The sequence below is a fragment of the Burkholderia sp. BCC1977 genome (assembly GCF_905339595.1).
Lineage (GTDB): Bacteria > Pseudomonadota > Gammaproteobacteria > Burkholderiales > Burkholderiaceae > Burkholderia.
In genome coordinates, this window is sequence record NZ_CAJPGQ010000075.1 from 1 (window position 1) to 15,527 (window position 15,527).

Here is a 15,527-nt window from a genome sequence, read left to right on the forward strand (position 1 = left end):
ATTCAGACTTGTCGACTTTCTGCAGTCGCCGTAAGGGAAGAAGCTGCGTGCGCGCGTCCATCGTATTGCTGGGCAACACGCGGCCGACCCAGCGCGAGCGACGCAACGGCAGCAAGCACACAAAGTACGGCAAACGTTAGTAACATCGGACCGTAACCGCCGCCACGGTCAAAGGCCACCCCCATGACAACTGGCCCAACAACGGCGCCTAACGTGAACGCCGAACCGATGATTCCGTAGAGTTGACCGTAGGCCCGCAGGCCAAAGTACCGGCGGCATGCGAACGGCAGGATATCGCCTTCCGCGCCCGATGCAACACCCATGCAAAACGCCGCAGCAAAGGGAGCCGCGCCGCCGGCGCCCGACCACAACACCAAGATGCCCGCTCCACCCGTCAAGAAAGCAATGGCTGCGATACGCGTGACCGGCATCCGATCGAGAAGAAAGCCGGAAAGCAGTCGCGCTGACAGTACTGCCACACCCAGGAGCGACCCGGCCTTGGCAGCGTCAGAGAATGCGTAGCCACGATCACTCATCAGCGAGACAAGATGCACGCCGGTGCCAGTCATCGCCACGGAAACTAAAAAGGCTGCGCCAGCCAGCAGCCAAAACGAACGAGTGGCTAATGCCTCAGTGACCGTCAAACCCGCAACATCGTCAGGAAGGCTCAGGCGCTTGTTTGCAGTAGACGTTTGGCGGGGCTCGCGCATAAACGCCCAAGCATTGACCACTGCTAGGGTCGACATCGCTGCTAATGCGGCAAAAGCGCTTTGCCAGCCCATGGTTTGTGACCATCTGGCCGCCAACAACGGTACTGTGGCATAGCCCAGCCCCATGCCCAGCATGGCCGTGCCCATCGCAGTGCCAAGCCTCGCGTCGAACCATTTCGCCAGCACTGTCATGTAGCTCAGCGGCGATGCACCTACGGCAGCGAGACCCAACGCCGCCGACATCGCCACATACAGTGCGACGGAGCCTGGCAGACGGGAGAACAGATACAACATCGCCGAGAAAAGCACGGTCGATGTGATCACCACGGGGCGCACACCGAAACGATCCACCGAACGCCCAACCAGAGGCATGCCAAGAGCCAAGCATAACGTGGCCACCGCGATGCCCGCAGAAGCTTGCGTGCGGCTCCAACCAAAAGCCTGAGCCATCGGCTTAAGGAGCGTGGGCATTGCGCTCAAGAAGATTGGAGCGAAGCTCAGCCCCAGACCAATCCCACAGGCGAGGACAACAATGTATCGATTACGCATGGACGTTTGAATTCAGATGCCGCCAAAGATGAAGCGGCCGATGCGGGATGCGATGCGCCAGCCTTCCGGCGTGCGCACCATGTGTTCCTCGTACTCACCCACAGACCGGAGACATTCAGCTATCGGCAGAGGCTGTTGACGAGTGTCTTCGGGCCGATTGTCGCCAAAGCGCGTGAATAGGCTGCGACATACGACACGGTCTTTGCCCTGTACTTCGACGATGAAATTACTGCATACGTGCCGACTCATCACCCCAGCCGGAAGCTGCTTGCCGAGCTCCTGAATCGCGGCCCGTCCGCGCAAGGGCAGATTCGGATAGGTGGACGGGCGGATGAATTCCGCGTCCTCAGTGAACAGCGCCGCTGCACGCTCGAAATCGCCAAGGTCGAACCACCGCGAGACCTGCAGCGACAACTGCTCGCACGACCAGCTCGTTACCGTTTCGTCCATGGACGCGGCCTCCTCATCCGCACCTGTCTTCATCATCCGCTCCAAATTGATTTTCGCTTATCGTGGTACGGTGCCATCGAAACCACGCTATGGATCAATACAATGCGCATCAACTTCAGGGCTTCGACCGGCCATCGCCTGGCAGCGTGGTACCCGGCGCGTTAGCGCCCGAACGCAGCCCGGTCCCGTGTGTATTGGCTCGGCACCTCAGCACGCACCGGCATATTGCGCCCGAGGTACATGAGTTCCCACACCGCATCGTTGGTCTGCACCTCGACGAGTCGGTCACCCTCAAAGTGCTCGATACGAAGTTCACCAAGGAAGCGGTGATAGGCGCCATCGAATCCGATCAACTTCGCGATGCAGCGCTTGAGGCATGGCAGTCGGTCGACCATTGGAGAACGCACGAGGTCCTTTCGATGGGTGAACGTGATGACATACCTGGTCAAGTCGTCGCTCCATTCGTATCGAGTGACACCGGCAACGGGTTTCCCAGTCAGGTCGTCGATATGCACGTTCGATGCGGAAAAATTGACCTTGGTAGCATCGTCGGCGATAACCACACCGTCCTTGGCCAGCATAAACGTAGGAATGGGCGCATGCATGAAGTCTGCGTGCGACGTAACCATAGCCGCGATGACCGAGTACGGCCCTGCTTGACCACGTGCCCAATACCAGTTATGAATCAGCCGCGGCAACGCTCGATCACCCCAGTTATGGTCGTGATAGCCGATACCGCCGACTTGTCGCTCGTTGCCTCCCACGCTGTAGCGCGCCATGACCTTGCCCTGCGGGACGGCCACGAACCAACCGAGGTAACGCTCACGCGCCTCGCGCTGAAACAGCATGTAGCCGGTCTCAGGTCGCCACGGGAGCAGTTGTCCGTTCAACTGAATCTCGACCTCCACATCGTCCACTTTCGCGCGAATGTTGTATCGATGCAGGTCGCCGTGGAAGACGTTGTCGCCGATTCGTACGTCACAGTGCTCGCTCGACGCATAGTATTCGCTCGGCTGCCAGTGACCGATGCGATTTACCGCCGTGCCGTCGGGCATGAGCAGATCAATTCGGATCGTTGGTGCCAATCCGCCTCCGACCTCGGTCAGCGGCTTTGTCATGAACACCACCACCAGCGTGGCACCATCGTCCAGGTGCGCATCGAAATACCACCATTCGAAGCCGCCGGGGCTACCGTCGGTTCGAGCGCCGTCCTCGTACAGTTCGATTCCGCTTTCGGGCACGCCAAAACGGCGATAGTCCTGTTCCGACGCGGCTAAATATGCAGTTCCAGAGTGACCAGTTTTCATGTGATGGAAACCGAATAACGGATGCTATATGGCGACAAAGCGGCATCGACCGCATCGCGCGCGGCCTTTACGTCCTCGACCTGACTGAGCTTCACGGTTGCGAATTGACCATGCACCGGATGTGCACCGACCTCCACGTCGATCTTGGCCAACCCCGAGCAAGCTGCCTCCAGGACCCCTGTCAATACGCGCCTCGCGGAGTCGAACCGCAGCGCCGGCTTGAAGACCTTACCCACTGCAGTCAGCGGCAGGTTATCGACGACGAAGATCTCGTTGGGCACCGCAGCGCGCTCCGTGATCGACGCGCGGGCGAACTCCTGAAGTTCACTGGTGTCGATCTTCACTCCCGCGCGGAGCACGACATAGGCGACTGGCAGTTCGCCGGCGTAGGCGTCGGGCTTGCCCACCGCGGCCGCGATCTGCACCGCGGGATGCCGCGCCAACGCATCTTCGATCAGCGCCGGATCAAGGTTGTGCCCCCCACGAATGATGAGTTCCTTCTGGCGGCCGGTGAGCCAGAAGTATCCGTCATGATCTTGGCGTCCCAAGTCCCCCGTATCAAACCAACCATCAGCCAGCCATACTCCCTCGTTATCGATATCCCGCTTGTATCCAGCAAAAATATTCGGGCCCTTAATTAAAACGTGACCGACCTCGTCGAATGCACAATCGCCTGACCAGGCACCACGCTCGTCACGCCGCACAACCTTCATCTCCTGATAGGGCTGCCGCAGGCCGATCGAGCCAACACGACGCTCTCCGTCTCTGGGGTTGGCAGAACTGACACAGGCTCCTTCGGTAAGTCCGTACCCTTCCAGTACGGGTACGCCAGTTGTCCGCTCAAAGTTCCGCATCAATTCGGGCGGCATAGGGGCAGCTCCGCACACTGCATAGCGCAGCGACGATATGTCGGCCCCCGCAGTCGGAACGTTCAACAGCGCTGCGTACAGCGTCGGCACGCCTGAAATGTGCGTTGCTTGGTAGCGCTCCACGATGCGCCAGATGTTGTCGATAACTGACTTGTTGCGGTATCCGTTCGGGCTCATCAGCACGACGCGGTCGCCGGCCGCGAAAGGCATCAACCCTGTCAGCATTACACCGTTGACATGGAAGAGCGGCAGGCCACACAGCACCGTGTCCTGCTCCTCTCCCGGTTCGCGAAGATCCGTGCCGACCGCATTGGCTAGCAGATTCAAATGGGTCAACCGTGCGATCTTGGGGATACCGGTGGTACCGCCTGTATGGAGGTAGGCTGCCATGTCTGCGCGCCCAGCGCGCCTGCTGCCTACCAGTCGGTCTCCGGGCTGTGCGGCAACCAGAGCTTCGAACGAATGAATAGGGCTAAATTCACTTGTGGGCACAGCATCGACAGCGCCTACGCACACCACTGCCTTTAAATCTGGAACGCGGCTGATCAGCGACGATACTTTGCTCCATAGGTCAGGCGCCTGCTCCGGCGCGAGTGTCACTAGCACGCGCGTACCGGCAGCCTGACAAATCTGCACTAAGTGCTCAGCCTCGAGCAATGGATTGATGGGGTTGACGATCCCCGCCGCCATCGCACCCCACAAGACAAAGTGAGTCTGAGGTAGATTGGGCAGAAGGTACGACACCACGTCATCAGAGCCAATGCCCAGCGCGTGAAATGCATTTGCCGCCTGCGTCGCACTATGCGCAAACGTACGGTAGTTGATCTCCACGGCCGGTGTATCCGGGTCGCCGTCCGGCATGAACACCAACGCAGTGGCCTCAGGTTTGCGCTGCGCACTGCGCAAGATCACGTCATATGCGCTCTGCATGCCAGACATACGCTGCTCGAGTGGGACCGCCTCGAACGCTTCAATGTCCGCCAGCGTGCGGAAGAGCGGCAGTGCTTTCATTTCGCCGCATCCTTGGTGCCGAGCGCGGCAGCCCGAGCGACCAGCATTTCGGCGTCTGGACGCGGTGAGCTCCATATTTCCCCTAGCGCCCCGTAATCAAGGTAGCCGAGGCGAGTAATTGGCCGAACACGGTGCAGATCCACCATGCCGTTGACCAAGACGTCGTCATCCACATACACGCTGATTACTTCCCCGATCACCATGGACGCATTGGGCTTGCCGTTCAAACCCGGAAGCTCCACGGTCTGGAGGTAGCGACACTCGAGCGCGCCGGGCGAACGCGCAACCCGCGGAACCTGTACTTTGACGGAAGGCGCCATTTCAAGTCCAAGGAGGGTCGGCTCACTGAAGTGAGGCTCCAGCGGCGCAGAACTCAGGTCCACCGCTTCCCGAAGGTCGTACGTGGCCACGTTGCACACGAACTCTCCAGTCGCCTCAGCATTGCGCTGCGAGTCCTTGTAGCCATTGCTCGAAAACATGACGTATGGAGGACGTCCGGACAGCAGGTTGAAGAAGCTGTACGGAGCCAAGTTCACGATACCATCAGAATTGACGGTGCTGATCCAGCCAATCGGCCGAGGCACAACCAAAGCCAGCATCGGGTCATGCGGAAGGTTGTGGTCCTGCAAAAGGGGGGTGTAGTGCATAAATAGGTTCAGTTCACAGGATTGTCCACCGCGACAACTGTCTGGTCGATCGCGCCGAAAATGCTCTTGCCGTCGGACCCACACATCTCGATGCGCACCCGGTCACCGGACCGCAGATATGGTGTCGTGGGTTGACCGCCTTCCAGCACCTCGAGCATGCGGCGCTCGGCAATGCAGGAAACTCCGAGGCTCGCATCGCGGTTCGACACCGTCCCGCTGCCGAGCACAGTGCCCGCCGATAGGCTTCGAGTGCGAACTGCGCGGGCCAGTAGGGTTGGGAAATCGAAATGCATGTCCACGCCCGCATTGGCGCGCCCCAACTCCTGGCCATTGATGGAGCAGAGCAACGGCAAGCTGAGCCGACGACCGTCCCACGCCGAACCGAGTTCGTCCGGCGTCACAGCGACTGGTGCCATTGAGCAAGGCGGCTTGCCGTGGTACAGGGGATTCTGGCCTTTCGCGATGGCTTGCTGAATAACAGTGCGCAGACTCACGTCGTTCACAAGCGTGAACAGCCTGATGTAACTCGCGACATCCTCTGTCGCCGTCCCCAAGGGCATATCGCCGAGCACGACCCCGATCTCACCCTCGATGTCCATACCAACATCGCCTGGAGGCAGTGGTATCGGCGCCGTTGCAGAGAGGAACGTTCCTGACGGACCGTCATAGAGCAGCGGCTCTTCCGTGTAGGACGGGGGAGGTGTCGCACCGCGCAACTTCTGCGCGCGCTCCATGTGGCTGAGATAGGCGCTAGCGTCGATCCACGAGTACGTGCGCGGCAGGGGCGCTGCCAACTGGTCGATATCCAGGTGCATCGCCGGCTCGTGGCCGGTCTGCAGCGCCGCGTACCGCAACTCGAGCAGAGGACTGATGCGCTCCCAGTCGTCCAGGGCGGCCTGCATAGTCGGCGCTATATCTTCCACTGTCACCGCACGACGAAGGTCCCGACTCACGACCACTAGCCGGCCGTCTCGCGTGCCATCGTTCAGCGTAGCCAGCTTCATTTCGTCACCCCATCAGCCGGCTTCGCGTCGGGCGCAATTGCGATATGGCCACGCCAGCTGTTGACGTACTCGACGTTCTCACAGTCCGGCGGCAGTTCGGGCACTTCGAGGGGATCCAGCGTGTCGATCATGACCGTGTAGAACTCGGCAAGTGTGATGGGCACCTTGAACATGTACTGCATTGCCTCGGGGTGCGGGCCGTGTGTGAGCCCGCTCGGATGCAGAGTCATGGCGCCCTCGGAAACAACCGAGCCGCGACTGCCAAGCTGACCTCGATGATAGAAGAGCACCTCTTCGAAGTCGTCGTTGTTATGGAAGAACGGGAGCTTCATGGCGTCCGCGTCAGTCTCGACGAGCCGGGGCGTGAACGTGCATACGACGAAGCGATTGCCTAAGAACGTGGAATACGTCTGCGGCGACATGTGGACGCGGTGATTGGAAACAGATCGGATGTCGCGCACATTAATTCGCACCGGGTGCAGATCCCCCTGCCAACCAACCGCATCGAGCGGGTTATAGGGATAGGTGACGACGCTTAATTGCTGACAGCGCTTAACACGGACCTGCCACGTGCCACCGCCCTGCTGAGCACGAAAAGCGTCGTCGATCAACGGATGATCCATGACGCCTGGGTCGAACGGCACGTACTTTCCGAGGGGGCCGCGATCAGGCAAGCTGTACGGGGCGCCCGTTGATTCGACCAAAAGCATCTCCGTGCGCACACGCGTCTCGATTCGCCACATCGCGCCGCGCGGCAAAACGATATAGTCGCCAGGCTCGTAGGACAGGCTGCCCCAATCGCAGAACAACACTCCCTCACCTTGATGCACGAAGAGAAGCTCGTCACCATCGCTATTGCGCACCAGATGGTCCATCGAGGACTCAATGCACCAGTACCGGACTCGAACGCACGCGTTATGCATGGTCTCCAGCGCCTCCCACGGTGACGAGGTCGGCTTTACCACCTTACTGGGATTGATAGCTCTCGGCCGAAGCGGCCCCTCGACGCCCGACCACGCGACGGGTGGATTGCGGTGGTACATCTGGGTAGCTGAACCGAAGAAGCCGTCTCGTCCGACCTCCCGCTCGAAGGTACCCGGGGGCGTGCCGACATGCGCTTGCGGCGAGAATACGCCCTGCCGTGCCGGTGCGACAAAATTCCATTTTCGTTGGCTCATCGGACCTCCAGTAGCTGCTCCGATTGAACGCCGGCCCCGGCCCCGGGGACGGCGACTAATGTCAGAATAAAAACGTTCGACTGAATACGTCTTGCGCCAACTTGTCACCGTGCCTATTACCCCGGATCGGCCAAAGGCGCACGTTCGGCGCCAACGCGACTACAGGCGGGTAGTTACCGTCATGCTCCCTCGGTACCACCCGCTCGAACCCTCAGTCAAATCGAGAGAAATCGGCCGGGCGCCTCTGTGCAAAGGCCGCGAATGCTTCGGCCGCCTCTGGCGAGCGTACACACTCGACCAGGTAGTGCAGTTCGTCATCTAAGCGTTTCTGCAGCGCAGTAGCGTCCGCTTGCTTCAGGAGCCGTTTCGTCAACCGCAACGCCCCGGCCGGCATCTTCGCCAGGCGTTGCGCCCGCTGCAGCGCCCACTCATCGGCTCGCCCCTCCTGCGCTACCTCGTTGATAAGCCCGTATTCCTTGGCTTTTGCTGCACTGAAAGGCTCTGCGAGCATCAGCAATTCGGCCGAACGCTGGTAGCCGGCGCGCGCCGGCATCAGCAGGCTCGCGCCGAACTCAGGGCATAGGCCTAACGCGACGAAGGGAAACTGGAAGCGAGCGCTGTCGGAAGCACAGACCAAATCGCAATGCAGCAGCATCGTTGCCCCGACGCCGATCGCAAGCCCGTTGACCGCGGCAACGACGGGCTTGGTGGCTTGGCTGAGCGCCCTCATAAATCGCAGCACCGGTCCGTCGTCAATCGAATCGGTTCCTGCGGACGGTCGCGCCGACTGCATGAAATCCTGCATGTCGTTGCCCGAACAGAAAACATCAGGCTGTCCAAGCAGAAGCAGCACGCGCACAAACGGGTCACTTTCGCACGCAGCAATTGCGTCGGCGAGCGCTGCATACATCGGCGCGCTCAACGCATTCTTCTTCTCGGGCCGGCGGATCTCGATGCGCAGCACACCATCCGCTTGCATCATGACGACAGTGTCACCCATGGAGCGCCTCTCTCAAACCACTTCGAACAGGCCGGCCGCACCCATGCCGCCGCCCACACACATCGTTACGACGACAAACTTCTCGCCTCGGCGACGACCTTCTAGGAGTGCATGACCGACCATTCGGGCGCCAGACATGCCGTACGGGTGCCCCAACGCGATGGCTCCACCGTTGACGTTCAGACGCTCATCGGCAATGCCGAGCTTGTCACGGCAGTACAGCACTTGCACCGCGAAGGCCTCGTTCAGTTCCCACAGACCGATGTCGTCGATCGAAAGTCCGTGGCGTTCGAGCAGAAGCGGAATCGCGAACACCGGCCCGATACCCATCTCGTCTGGCTCGCACCCCACTGCTGCGAAGCCGCGAAAGACTCCAAGGGGACGCAAGTTGCGTTGCTCGGCCAAGCGAGCATTCATTACCACGCACGCCGAAGCACCGTCGGAAAACTGGCTCGCGTTACCGGCAGTCACGCTACCTCCGCGGATAACGGCGCGCAACGCAGCAAGGCCATCCTCGGTGGTATCGGGGCGCACACCTTCATCGGCTTTAACCGTAACCACCTTGGTCGAAAGTCGGCCGGTAGCTTTGTCGGCGACACCCATGGTGACTTCCAAGGGGACGATCTCATCATCGAAGCGCCCTTCCGCCTGTGCCTGCGCACACCGCTGCTGGCTGCGCAGGGCGTAGACATCCTGCTCTTCTCGGCCGATTTTATAGCGCTTCGCCACCGTTTCCGCAGTTTGCAGCATCGGCCAATACAACTCCGGCTTATGCTCTGCAAGCCACGGATCCTGCAGCATGTGCTGGTTCATCTCGGCTTGTACACAGGAGATGGACTCCACGCCCCCCGCCACGGCCACGGGCACCCCATCAACGATGACACGCTGAGCTGCCATGGCGATTGCCTGCAGGCCAGAGGAGCAAAATCGATTGATGGTGGTCCCGGCGACGCTTACCGGAAGCCCTGCTCGCAAGGCCGCCTGACGCGCGATGTTCGCCCCGGTAGCACCTTCGCCGAAGGCGGTGCCCATTACGACATCCTCAACCTCGCCGGGCTCGATTCCCGCGCGAGCAACTGCGGCTGCGATGGTGCCTCCCCCGAGAGTGGCACCATGGGTCATGTTGAACCCGCCGCGCCACGACTTGGTCATTGCGGTGCGGGCGGTGGAGACGATCACTGCTTCGTTCATTTGTTTGTCCTGGATGGAAAAGCCTCAGGTGTAGTCAGGTGAAGGACTTGCCTTCAGCGACTAGACGCTGCAGCAACGGCGCGGGCAGCCAAGCCTTGGCCACGGGGGCGGTGCGTGCAGCCGTCGAATAGCGCTGCATGAGACGCGCCGCCTTCAATAGCCCCATACCGTCAGCCCAGAGCATCGGGCCGCCACGGGAGGCTGGGAATCCGTAGCCGGTCAGATAAACGAGGTCCAAGTCGGAGGCACGTTGCGCGATGCCTTCTTCCAGAATGCGAGCGCCTTCGTTGACCAGTGCGAGGACGCAGCGCTGCACGATTTCCTCGTCAGTGAATTTGCGCCGCTTCAGCCCCAATGATCGGCTGTGCTCGACGATTAGCGCCTCGACCTCAACGTCCGGTGTTGCCTCGCGCTTGCCGGGCTCATAGCGATACCAGCCTAGGCCGGTCTTCTGGCCGTATCGCCCCCGATCGCAAAGTTGGTCTGCCAAGCGCCAACTCTCCGCTTCCGCTGGACGACCTGCAAAATGGTGTTTGCGAATGAGCTGCATCACATCGTTTCCCGCCAGGTCGCACATCCGAAGCGGGCCCATGGCCATGCCCCAGCGCTCGAGCGCGTTGTCCACCTGTTGCGGCAACGCGCCTTCCTCGAGCATCGCCAACGCCTGCTCCTGGTAACGAGACATCATTCGATTGCCGATGAATCCGTGGCAAACCCCGGACACCACCGACGTCTTGCGAATCTTGCGCGCCAGCGTCAATGCGGTGGCCAGCACATCTTTCGCTGTGGCCCGACCACGAACGATCTCGAGCAGAGGCATGACGTTGGCGGGGCTGAAGAAGTGCAAGCCCACTACATCCTGCGGCCGATTCGTATAGCTTGCGATGACGTCAACGTCCAATGTCGAAGTGTTGGTGGCAAGGATAGCCCCTGGCTTGGCCACACTGTCGAGCGCTTCGAACACCGAACGCTTGACTGCCATGTCCTCGAAGACTGCCTCGACCACAAGATCCACATCGGCCAGGTCGTCATACTTCAGGGTGCCGCGCACAAGCGATACGCGCGCCTCCAACTTCTCAGGACTCAGCTTGCCCTTCTTAAGATTCGCCTCGTATGACTTGCGAATCGCGGCTAGCCCCTTTTCCAACGCCGCGCCGTTCTGCTCCAGGAGTTGGACGGGAATTCCAGCATTAGCGAAGGCCATTGCAATGCCGCCGCCCATGGTGCCAGCACCGACGACGGCAACGGACTGAATGGCGCGGAGCGGAGTATCAGCCGGCACGTCGGCCAGCTTACTGGCTGCTCGCTCTGCAAAGAACGCATGCCGCAGGGCCTGCGATTCGGGCGTCGACAACAGCTGCATAAACGCAGCACTCTCCTGCGCCAAAGCGGCATCGAAGGACTTCTCCACTGCGGCCGCTACCAACTCGACACACTGCAACGGTGCCGGGTAGTTCTTTGAAGCAGCCTTAACGGAATTTCTGGCGAACTGGAAGAACGCCTCACGGTGCGGCATTTCGATAACGCAATCGCGTGCGCGCTGCAGTGGCCGCCCCTCCTCCACTATCCGACGAGCAAATACCACCGCAGCTCCTACGGGATCGCTATCTGTGCAGAGGTCGAAGAGCTGAGAGTTTTCCAACGCGCCAGCGCGCTGGTGTGCGCCGGACACGATGAGATTGAGCGCGTTCTCGACGCCCGCAAGCCGCGGAAGGCGTTGGGTCCCGCCGGCGCCCGGGACCAGTCCCAGCTTCACTTCCGGAAGCCCAATCTGCGCATCACGCGCGGCCACCCGAAAGTGGCACCCTAGGGCAACCTCCAGCCCGCCTCCGAGACACGCACCCTCCACGGCGGCGATAACGGGCTTCGTGCAAGTCTCGATCGTATCGATGATCGTGGGTACCGTTGGTTCGGTATCCACGCCACCTTGAGAAAACTCCCGGATATCGGCACCACCAGAGAATGCCTTGCCGTTACCCGCCAGCACGATCGCCTGCACCGCGGCATCTGCCTGGGCGCGGTCCAGCGCCTCCATCAATGCGACACGCATGGCGTAGCCAAGCGCATTGACTGGCGGATCATTCATCTCAACGACGCAGACGCCTTTGTCTACGCGATAGCTCACCGGACTCATTTCCATTCCTATGAATAGATATTGAAAGTCAAAAATCTATGGAGCGCCCGATATATCGTTTGCATCATTTATCTGAAGCGGGGCGCGATGTCATTTCCACACTCCAGCAAGACTTGCGAAGTGCACTCACCTATGATGAGTTCAAGAATCCACGAAAAGGTCAATCTGCGGCTCGGTTCCTGGAGTGACGAGGTACGCCGAAAAGTCAGTCGTTCCGGCCGCGCGCAGCACGTCTTCATCGAGCAGGAAGGTGCCCGTTCGGTCAGTGCTCGGCGCAGTTGGGATGTGCCATGCAGCATCAGCCATGATTTCGGGCTTGCCAGCGAAGCTCCCCAGAACAGGAGTCACATTGCTTAGCGCCGCGGTGGCGATCAGGGTGCGAGGCCATAACGCATTAGAGGCGATCCCATATCGACGAAGCTCCGACGCCAGACCAAAGGCAACCATGCTCATCGCGTACTTAGAGATGGTATACGCCGTATTCCGCTCGAACCACTTTGCGTCCCAGTTCAGTGGCGGCGACAGCGTCAGGATGTGTGGATTGGCGGCCTTCAGCAGATGAGGCAGGCATGCCTGTGCGCAGAGATAACTGCCGCGCACATTGATCTCCATCATCAGGTCATATCTTTTCATCGGCAACTCCCCGACACCAGACAATGTGATCGCGCTGGCATTGTTCACCAGGATGTCGATCCCTCCGAACTGCTCGACAGCCGCAGCCACTGCCTGCTGCACTTGAAGCTCGTTGCGCACGTCCACCACTAGCGGAAGAGCTTGCCCTCCAGCCTCACGAATCTCATCCGCAGCCGAATAAATCGTGCCAGGGAGCCTCGGATCGGGCTCGACGGTCTTTGCCGCCACAACGACGTTGGTGCCGTCGCGCGCTGCACGCAGCGCAATCGCTTTTCCGATGCCGCGGCTAGCGCCGGAGATGAACAGAGTCTTGCCTTTCAGCGTGGTCATGACATCGGGAGCGATGCAACTAAGAAGGCATCAAGGCTAACAACACGCGATCGCGCTTGCTTGCGGCAACTAGCTGCGTTCGAGTTCGCTCGCGGAACGCAGGGACTTGCTGCACGTGTCGACCGCCCTGAATTCTCACGCTTGCGCCAGTGGGCCAACGGCCAAGAATGACGGCCACTGCGCGATCCTCGCGTTTTCCCGCATTGTCGTCAGTCGGCACCTATGACGATGATGCGCTTGTCCTTTCTCTTCTAGTTTTAACGCCATGAACTGCGCACCAACGGTGTTTACGCCGGAATCTGAGGCCACAGGTATCCTCGCGATGGACGCCGATCGAGCACTCTACGTTGGAAGGCTAGGAAACCCCGCTTACCGTGAACTAGGAGCCTACACAGTCTACGTCTCTCTTCGTAGGCCCTTCGCATTGCGCCAGGAGAACGGCTCGTGGGCGGAACATGATGTTGCCGTGGTCCGTCCCTATGTCCACCATCAAATAGCTTCGCCCGATCACTCAATTGCAGTGATTGTGGTCGAGCCGGAAAGTATCGACCCCTCGCAACTTCCTTGTCACCAAGAGGGGGCGCGGCGGTTCAACGGCGTGCCAGTACTTGCAGGCAGGGTTCGTGCATTGCTCGATGATTTCACTGCAGGCGCCTCACAGCAGGAGCTGTTTAGCGTTGGGCTGGAGCGGGTACTCTACGGTGCAGCGCTCAGGCCCAAGCCTCTCGACCCGCGCATTGGACACGTGGTATCGCTCATTCGAGATCAACCTCTGCAGCGCCATATCGCAGAAAATTGCGCCCAAGAGGTCAACCTTTCGTTTTCCCGATTCTTACATTTGTTCAAGCAAGAGATGGGAGTGCCATTTCGGCGATACCAGGCATGGCGACGGGCGCGCAACGTGATCGGAATGCTTGTAACAAACCCGACCAATCTCACCGATGTGGCACTGGACGGGGGTTATCCCGATTCGACGCATTTCAGTCACACCGTCAAGCAAGTATACGGCTTGAGGCCTCGCGATATCGTTGCCGGATCACGTCAGCTCGAAGTGTTTGATGCGTAAGCGCCGGACATCCTGCTTATTCTGAAACGCCTTAACGGCACCATTTCGTCCGGCAGCGCCGACAGCAGGCGGCGATTGAATTGACGACCGAGCGAGCTTCACTGAGTCGACGGCGTTGATACCCGACGCGACGGTATCGTCACATGTTATCCGTAGACAACGGCCGGGACGATCTTGCTCTTTTAAAAAGTAAACGCCCTGACCGCCTTTTGCAGATGCTCGACCTGCTCCTGCAGCGATAGGGTCACCGCGCTCGCCTGTTCAGTCGGCCGCATTGCGCGGCGTCGCTTCGTCCATTTGTCCGATCGCACCATTGGTTTCGAGAGCACGGCTCTGCTCGGCGCTAGCCGGCTCGATCGTCGCCACGATCGCCGTGACGCCTCGGACCGATGACACGATCTCGTTCATTGTCGTGCCCGCATCTTCGACCAATTGCTGCCCGGTCGAAACCTGTCCCGACGACGTGCCGATCAGTTCCTTGATTTCCTTTGCGGCATTGGCGCTGCGCTGCGCGAGGCTGCGTACTTCGCTCGCTACCACTGCAAATCCCCGTCCCCGCTCACCCGCGCGCGTACCGCCTCAACGGCGGCATTCAGCGTGAGGATATTGGTCTGGAATGCGATGCTGTCGATTAGTCGGGTGATATCGTTAATCCGCCGCGCCGACTCGTGAATGTCGCTCATCGTCATGACGACGTTGGCAACCACGTCGCCCCCTTTCTCGGCGATCTGGGCCGCGGAAATGACGAGATCGTTGGCCTGTCGCGCAGTGTCCGCATTGTTCGCCACTGTTCCAGCCAATTCGGCGAGCGACGACGCGGTTTCGCTCAAGCTGCGTTCCTGCTCTTCGGTTCTCGAGAAGAGGTCTGCGTTGCCGGACGATATCTCTCTCGTCGCAACGCCGATGGCTTCAGCCGATTCGAGAATTCCAGCGACCATCTTTCTTAGCTGATCTTTCATATCGTCAAGCATCGCGAGCAGGCTTGTTGAATCCCCGCTCTTACGTGCGACTACGATCGATCGCGCAATCTGCCGCGCGTAGCTCGGCTCGCCGCCCAGGTCGCCCCAGATCGCACGCGCGACGAAGTGGGACACCGCTGCGAGCACGGCGAGGATCACAACCGTGAGGCTGACCTGCCCTGGAATTTTCGGACCCGTTGAAACTTGAGAGAATGGCTTCCAACGGAGAAAGGAAGTCATGAAAAAGAGCCGGTTTACCGACGAGCAGATGGTCACGATCCTGCGTGAGGCGGACAAGGCGCCCGTCGCAGAGGTGGCGAAGAAGCACGGGGTCAGCGAGCAAACCATTTACAACTGGCGACAACATTTCGGCGGGCTGGAGGCTGCCGACGTGAAGCGACTCAAGCAACTCGAGCAAGAGAATGCGCGGCTGAAGAAGATGCTTGCCGAGCGCGATCTCGAGCTGGACGTGATGAAAGAGATCAACGC

Annotated in this window: 15 protein-coding genes; 2 read left to right on the top strand and 13 right to left on the bottom strand. The window is 60.0% G+C overall.

Annotation, left to right across the window (positions count from 1 at the left end; genetic code table 11):
* Positions 1-2: 2 nt before the first annotated feature.
* From U5771_RS33720 to U5771_RS33770, 11 genes are all read right to left on the bottom strand, one after another.
* Entirely contained in the window at positions 3-1,259 is a 1,257-nt protein-coding gene (locus U5771_RS33720) for an MFS transporter (RefSeq protein WP_322027944.1), read from the bottom strand.
* 12 nt (positions 1,260-1,271) lie between these two features.
* Positions 1,272-1,709 (bottom strand): nuclear transport factor 2 family protein, encoded by a 438-nt coding sequence (locus U5771_RS33725; protein WP_322027945.1) that lies wholly within the window; start codon positions 1,707-1,709, stop codon positions 1,272-1,274.
* A 161-nt stretch (positions 1,710-1,870) separates the two neighbouring features.
* Positions 1,871-3,016 (bottom strand): hypothetical protein, encoded by a 1,146-nt coding sequence (locus U5771_RS33730; protein WP_322027946.1) that lies wholly within the window; start codon positions 3,014-3,016, stop codon positions 1,871-1,873.
* The gene (locus U5771_RS33735; protein WP_322027947.1) at positions 3,013-4,896 is read right to left on the bottom strand and encodes an acyl-CoA synthetase; all 1,884 of its coding nucleotides are present in this window, start codon (positions 4,894-4,896) and stop codon (positions 3,013-3,015) included. Before U5771_RS33735 ends, U5771_RS33730 begins: the two co-directional genes overlap by 4 nt.
* Positions 4,893-5,543 carry a flavin reductase family protein gene (locus U5771_RS33740; protein ID WP_322027948.1) on the bottom strand — a complete coding sequence of 217 codons (651 nt, stop codon included), beginning with the start codon at positions 5,541-5,543 and terminating at the stop codon, positions 4,893-4,895. Before U5771_RS33740 ends, U5771_RS33735 begins: the two co-directional genes overlap by 4 nt.
* A gap of 8 nt (positions 5,544-5,551) precedes the next feature.
* The gene (locus U5771_RS33745) at positions 5,552-6,547 is read right to left on the bottom strand and encodes a fumarylacetoacetate hydrolase family protein (protein WP_322027949.1); all 996 of its coding nucleotides are present in this window, start codon (positions 6,545-6,547) and stop codon (positions 5,552-5,554) included.
* Positions 6,544-7,725 carry a homogentisate 1,2-dioxygenase gene (locus tag U5771_RS33750; protein ID WP_322027950.1) on the bottom strand — a complete coding sequence of 394 codons (1,182 nt, stop codon included), beginning with the start codon at positions 7,723-7,725 and terminating at the stop codon, positions 6,544-6,546. The genes U5771_RS33745 and U5771_RS33750 overlap by 4 nt, the downstream gene beginning before the upstream one ends.
* Positions 7,726-7,936: 211 nt before the next feature.
* The gene (locus U5771_RS33755; RefSeq protein WP_322027951.1) at positions 7,937-8,725 is read right to left on the bottom strand and encodes an enoyl-CoA hydratase; all 789 of its coding nucleotides are present in this window, start codon (positions 8,723-8,725) and stop codon (positions 7,937-7,939) included.
* A 12-nt stretch (positions 8,726-8,737) separates the two neighbouring features.
* Positions 8,738-9,916, bottom strand: coding sequence for an acetyl-CoA C-acyltransferase (locus U5771_RS33760; protein ID WP_322027952.1), 1,179 nt, complete (start codon positions 9,914-9,916; stop codon positions 8,738-8,740).
* Between the two features lie 34 nt (positions 9,917-9,950).
* A complete protein-coding gene (locus U5771_RS33765; RefSeq protein ID WP_415859466.1) occupies positions 9,951-12,050 on the bottom strand; it encodes a 3-hydroxyacyl-CoA dehydrogenase NAD-binding domain-containing protein in 2,100 nt (699 codons plus the stop codon).
* A 141-nt stretch (positions 12,051-12,191) separates the two neighbouring features.
* The gene (locus U5771_RS33770) at positions 12,192-13,013 is read right to left on the bottom strand and encodes an NAD(P)-dependent oxidoreductase (RefSeq protein WP_322027954.1); all 822 of its coding nucleotides are present in this window, start codon (positions 13,011-13,013) and stop codon (positions 12,192-12,194) included.
* Between the two features lie 424 nt (positions 13,014-13,437).
* Here U5771_RS33770 and U5771_RS33775 point away from each other — a divergent pair, with 424 nt between their 5' ends.
* Complete coding sequence (locus U5771_RS33775; protein WP_322027955.1) at positions 13,438-14,079, top strand: AraC family transcriptional regulator; 642 nt, start codon at positions 13,438-13,440, stop codon at positions 14,077-14,079.
* Positions 14,080-14,340: 261 nt separating this feature from the next.
* Here U5771_RS33775 and U5771_RS33780 read toward each other — a convergent pair whose 3' ends face one another.
* Positions 14,341-14,619 (bottom strand): methyl-accepting chemotaxis protein, encoded by a 279-nt coding sequence (locus U5771_RS33780; protein WP_322027956.1) that lies wholly within the window; start codon positions 14,617-14,619, stop codon positions 14,341-14,343.
* Positions 14,613-15,278, bottom strand: a complete 666-nt coding sequence (locus tag U5771_RS33785) for a methyl-accepting chemotaxis protein (protein WP_322027957.1) — start codon at positions 15,276-15,278, stop codon at positions 14,613-14,615. The genes U5771_RS33780 and U5771_RS33785 overlap by 7 nt, the downstream gene beginning before the upstream one ends.
* Here U5771_RS33785 and U5771_RS33790 point away from each other — a divergent pair.
* On the top strand, positions 15,277-15,527 hold a 251-nt coding region (locus U5771_RS33790), incomplete at its 3' end, for a transposase (RefSeq protein WP_322027958.1). The two genes, U5771_RS33785 and U5771_RS33790, sit on opposite strands and share 2 nt — an antisense overlap.

Coding starts and splice junctions, on each gene's coding strand:
- U5771_RS33720 (WP_322027944.1), bottom strand. CDS start 1,259: ATGCGTAATCGATACATTGTTGTCCTCGCCTGTGGGATTGGTCTGGGG.
- U5771_RS33725 (WP_322027945.1), bottom strand. CDS start 1,709: ATGGACGAAACGGTAACGAGCTGGTCGTGCGAGCAGTTGTCGCTGCAG.
- U5771_RS33730 (WP_322027946.1), bottom strand. CDS start 3,016: ATGAAAACTGGTCACTCTGGAACTGCATATTTAGCCGCGTCGGAACAG.
- U5771_RS33735 (WP_322027947.1), bottom strand. CDS start 4,896: ATGAAAGCACTGCCGCTCTTCCGCACGCTGGCGGACATTGAAGCGTTC.
- U5771_RS33740 (WP_322027948.1), bottom strand. CDS start 5,543: ATGCACTACACCCCCCTTTTGCAGGACCACAACCTTCCGCATGACCCG.
- U5771_RS33745 (WP_322027949.1), bottom strand. CDS start 6,547: ATGAAGCTGGCTACGCTGAACGATGGCACGCGAGACGGCCGGCTAGTG.
- U5771_RS33750 (WP_322027950.1), bottom strand. CDS start 7,725: ATGAGCCAACGAAAATGGAATTTTGTCGCACCGGCACGGCAGGGCGTA.
- U5771_RS33755 (WP_322027951.1), bottom strand. CDS start 8,725: ATGGGTGACACTGTCGTCATGATGCAAGCGGATGGTGTGCTGCGCATC.
- U5771_RS33760 (WP_322027952.1), bottom strand. CDS start 9,916: ATGAACGAAGCAGTGATCGTCTCCACCGCCCGCACCGCAATGACCAAG.
- U5771_RS33765 (WP_415859466.1), bottom strand. CDS start 12,050: ATGAGTCCGGTGAGCTATCGCGTAGACAAAGGCGTCTGCGTCGTTGAG.
- U5771_RS33770 (WP_322027954.1), bottom strand. CDS start 13,013: ATGACCACGCTGAAAGGCAAGACTCTGTTCATCTCCGGCGCTAGCCGC.
- U5771_RS33785 (WP_322027957.1), bottom strand. CDS start 15,278: ATGACTTCCTTTCTCCGTTGGAAGCCATTCTCTCAAGTTTCAACGGGT.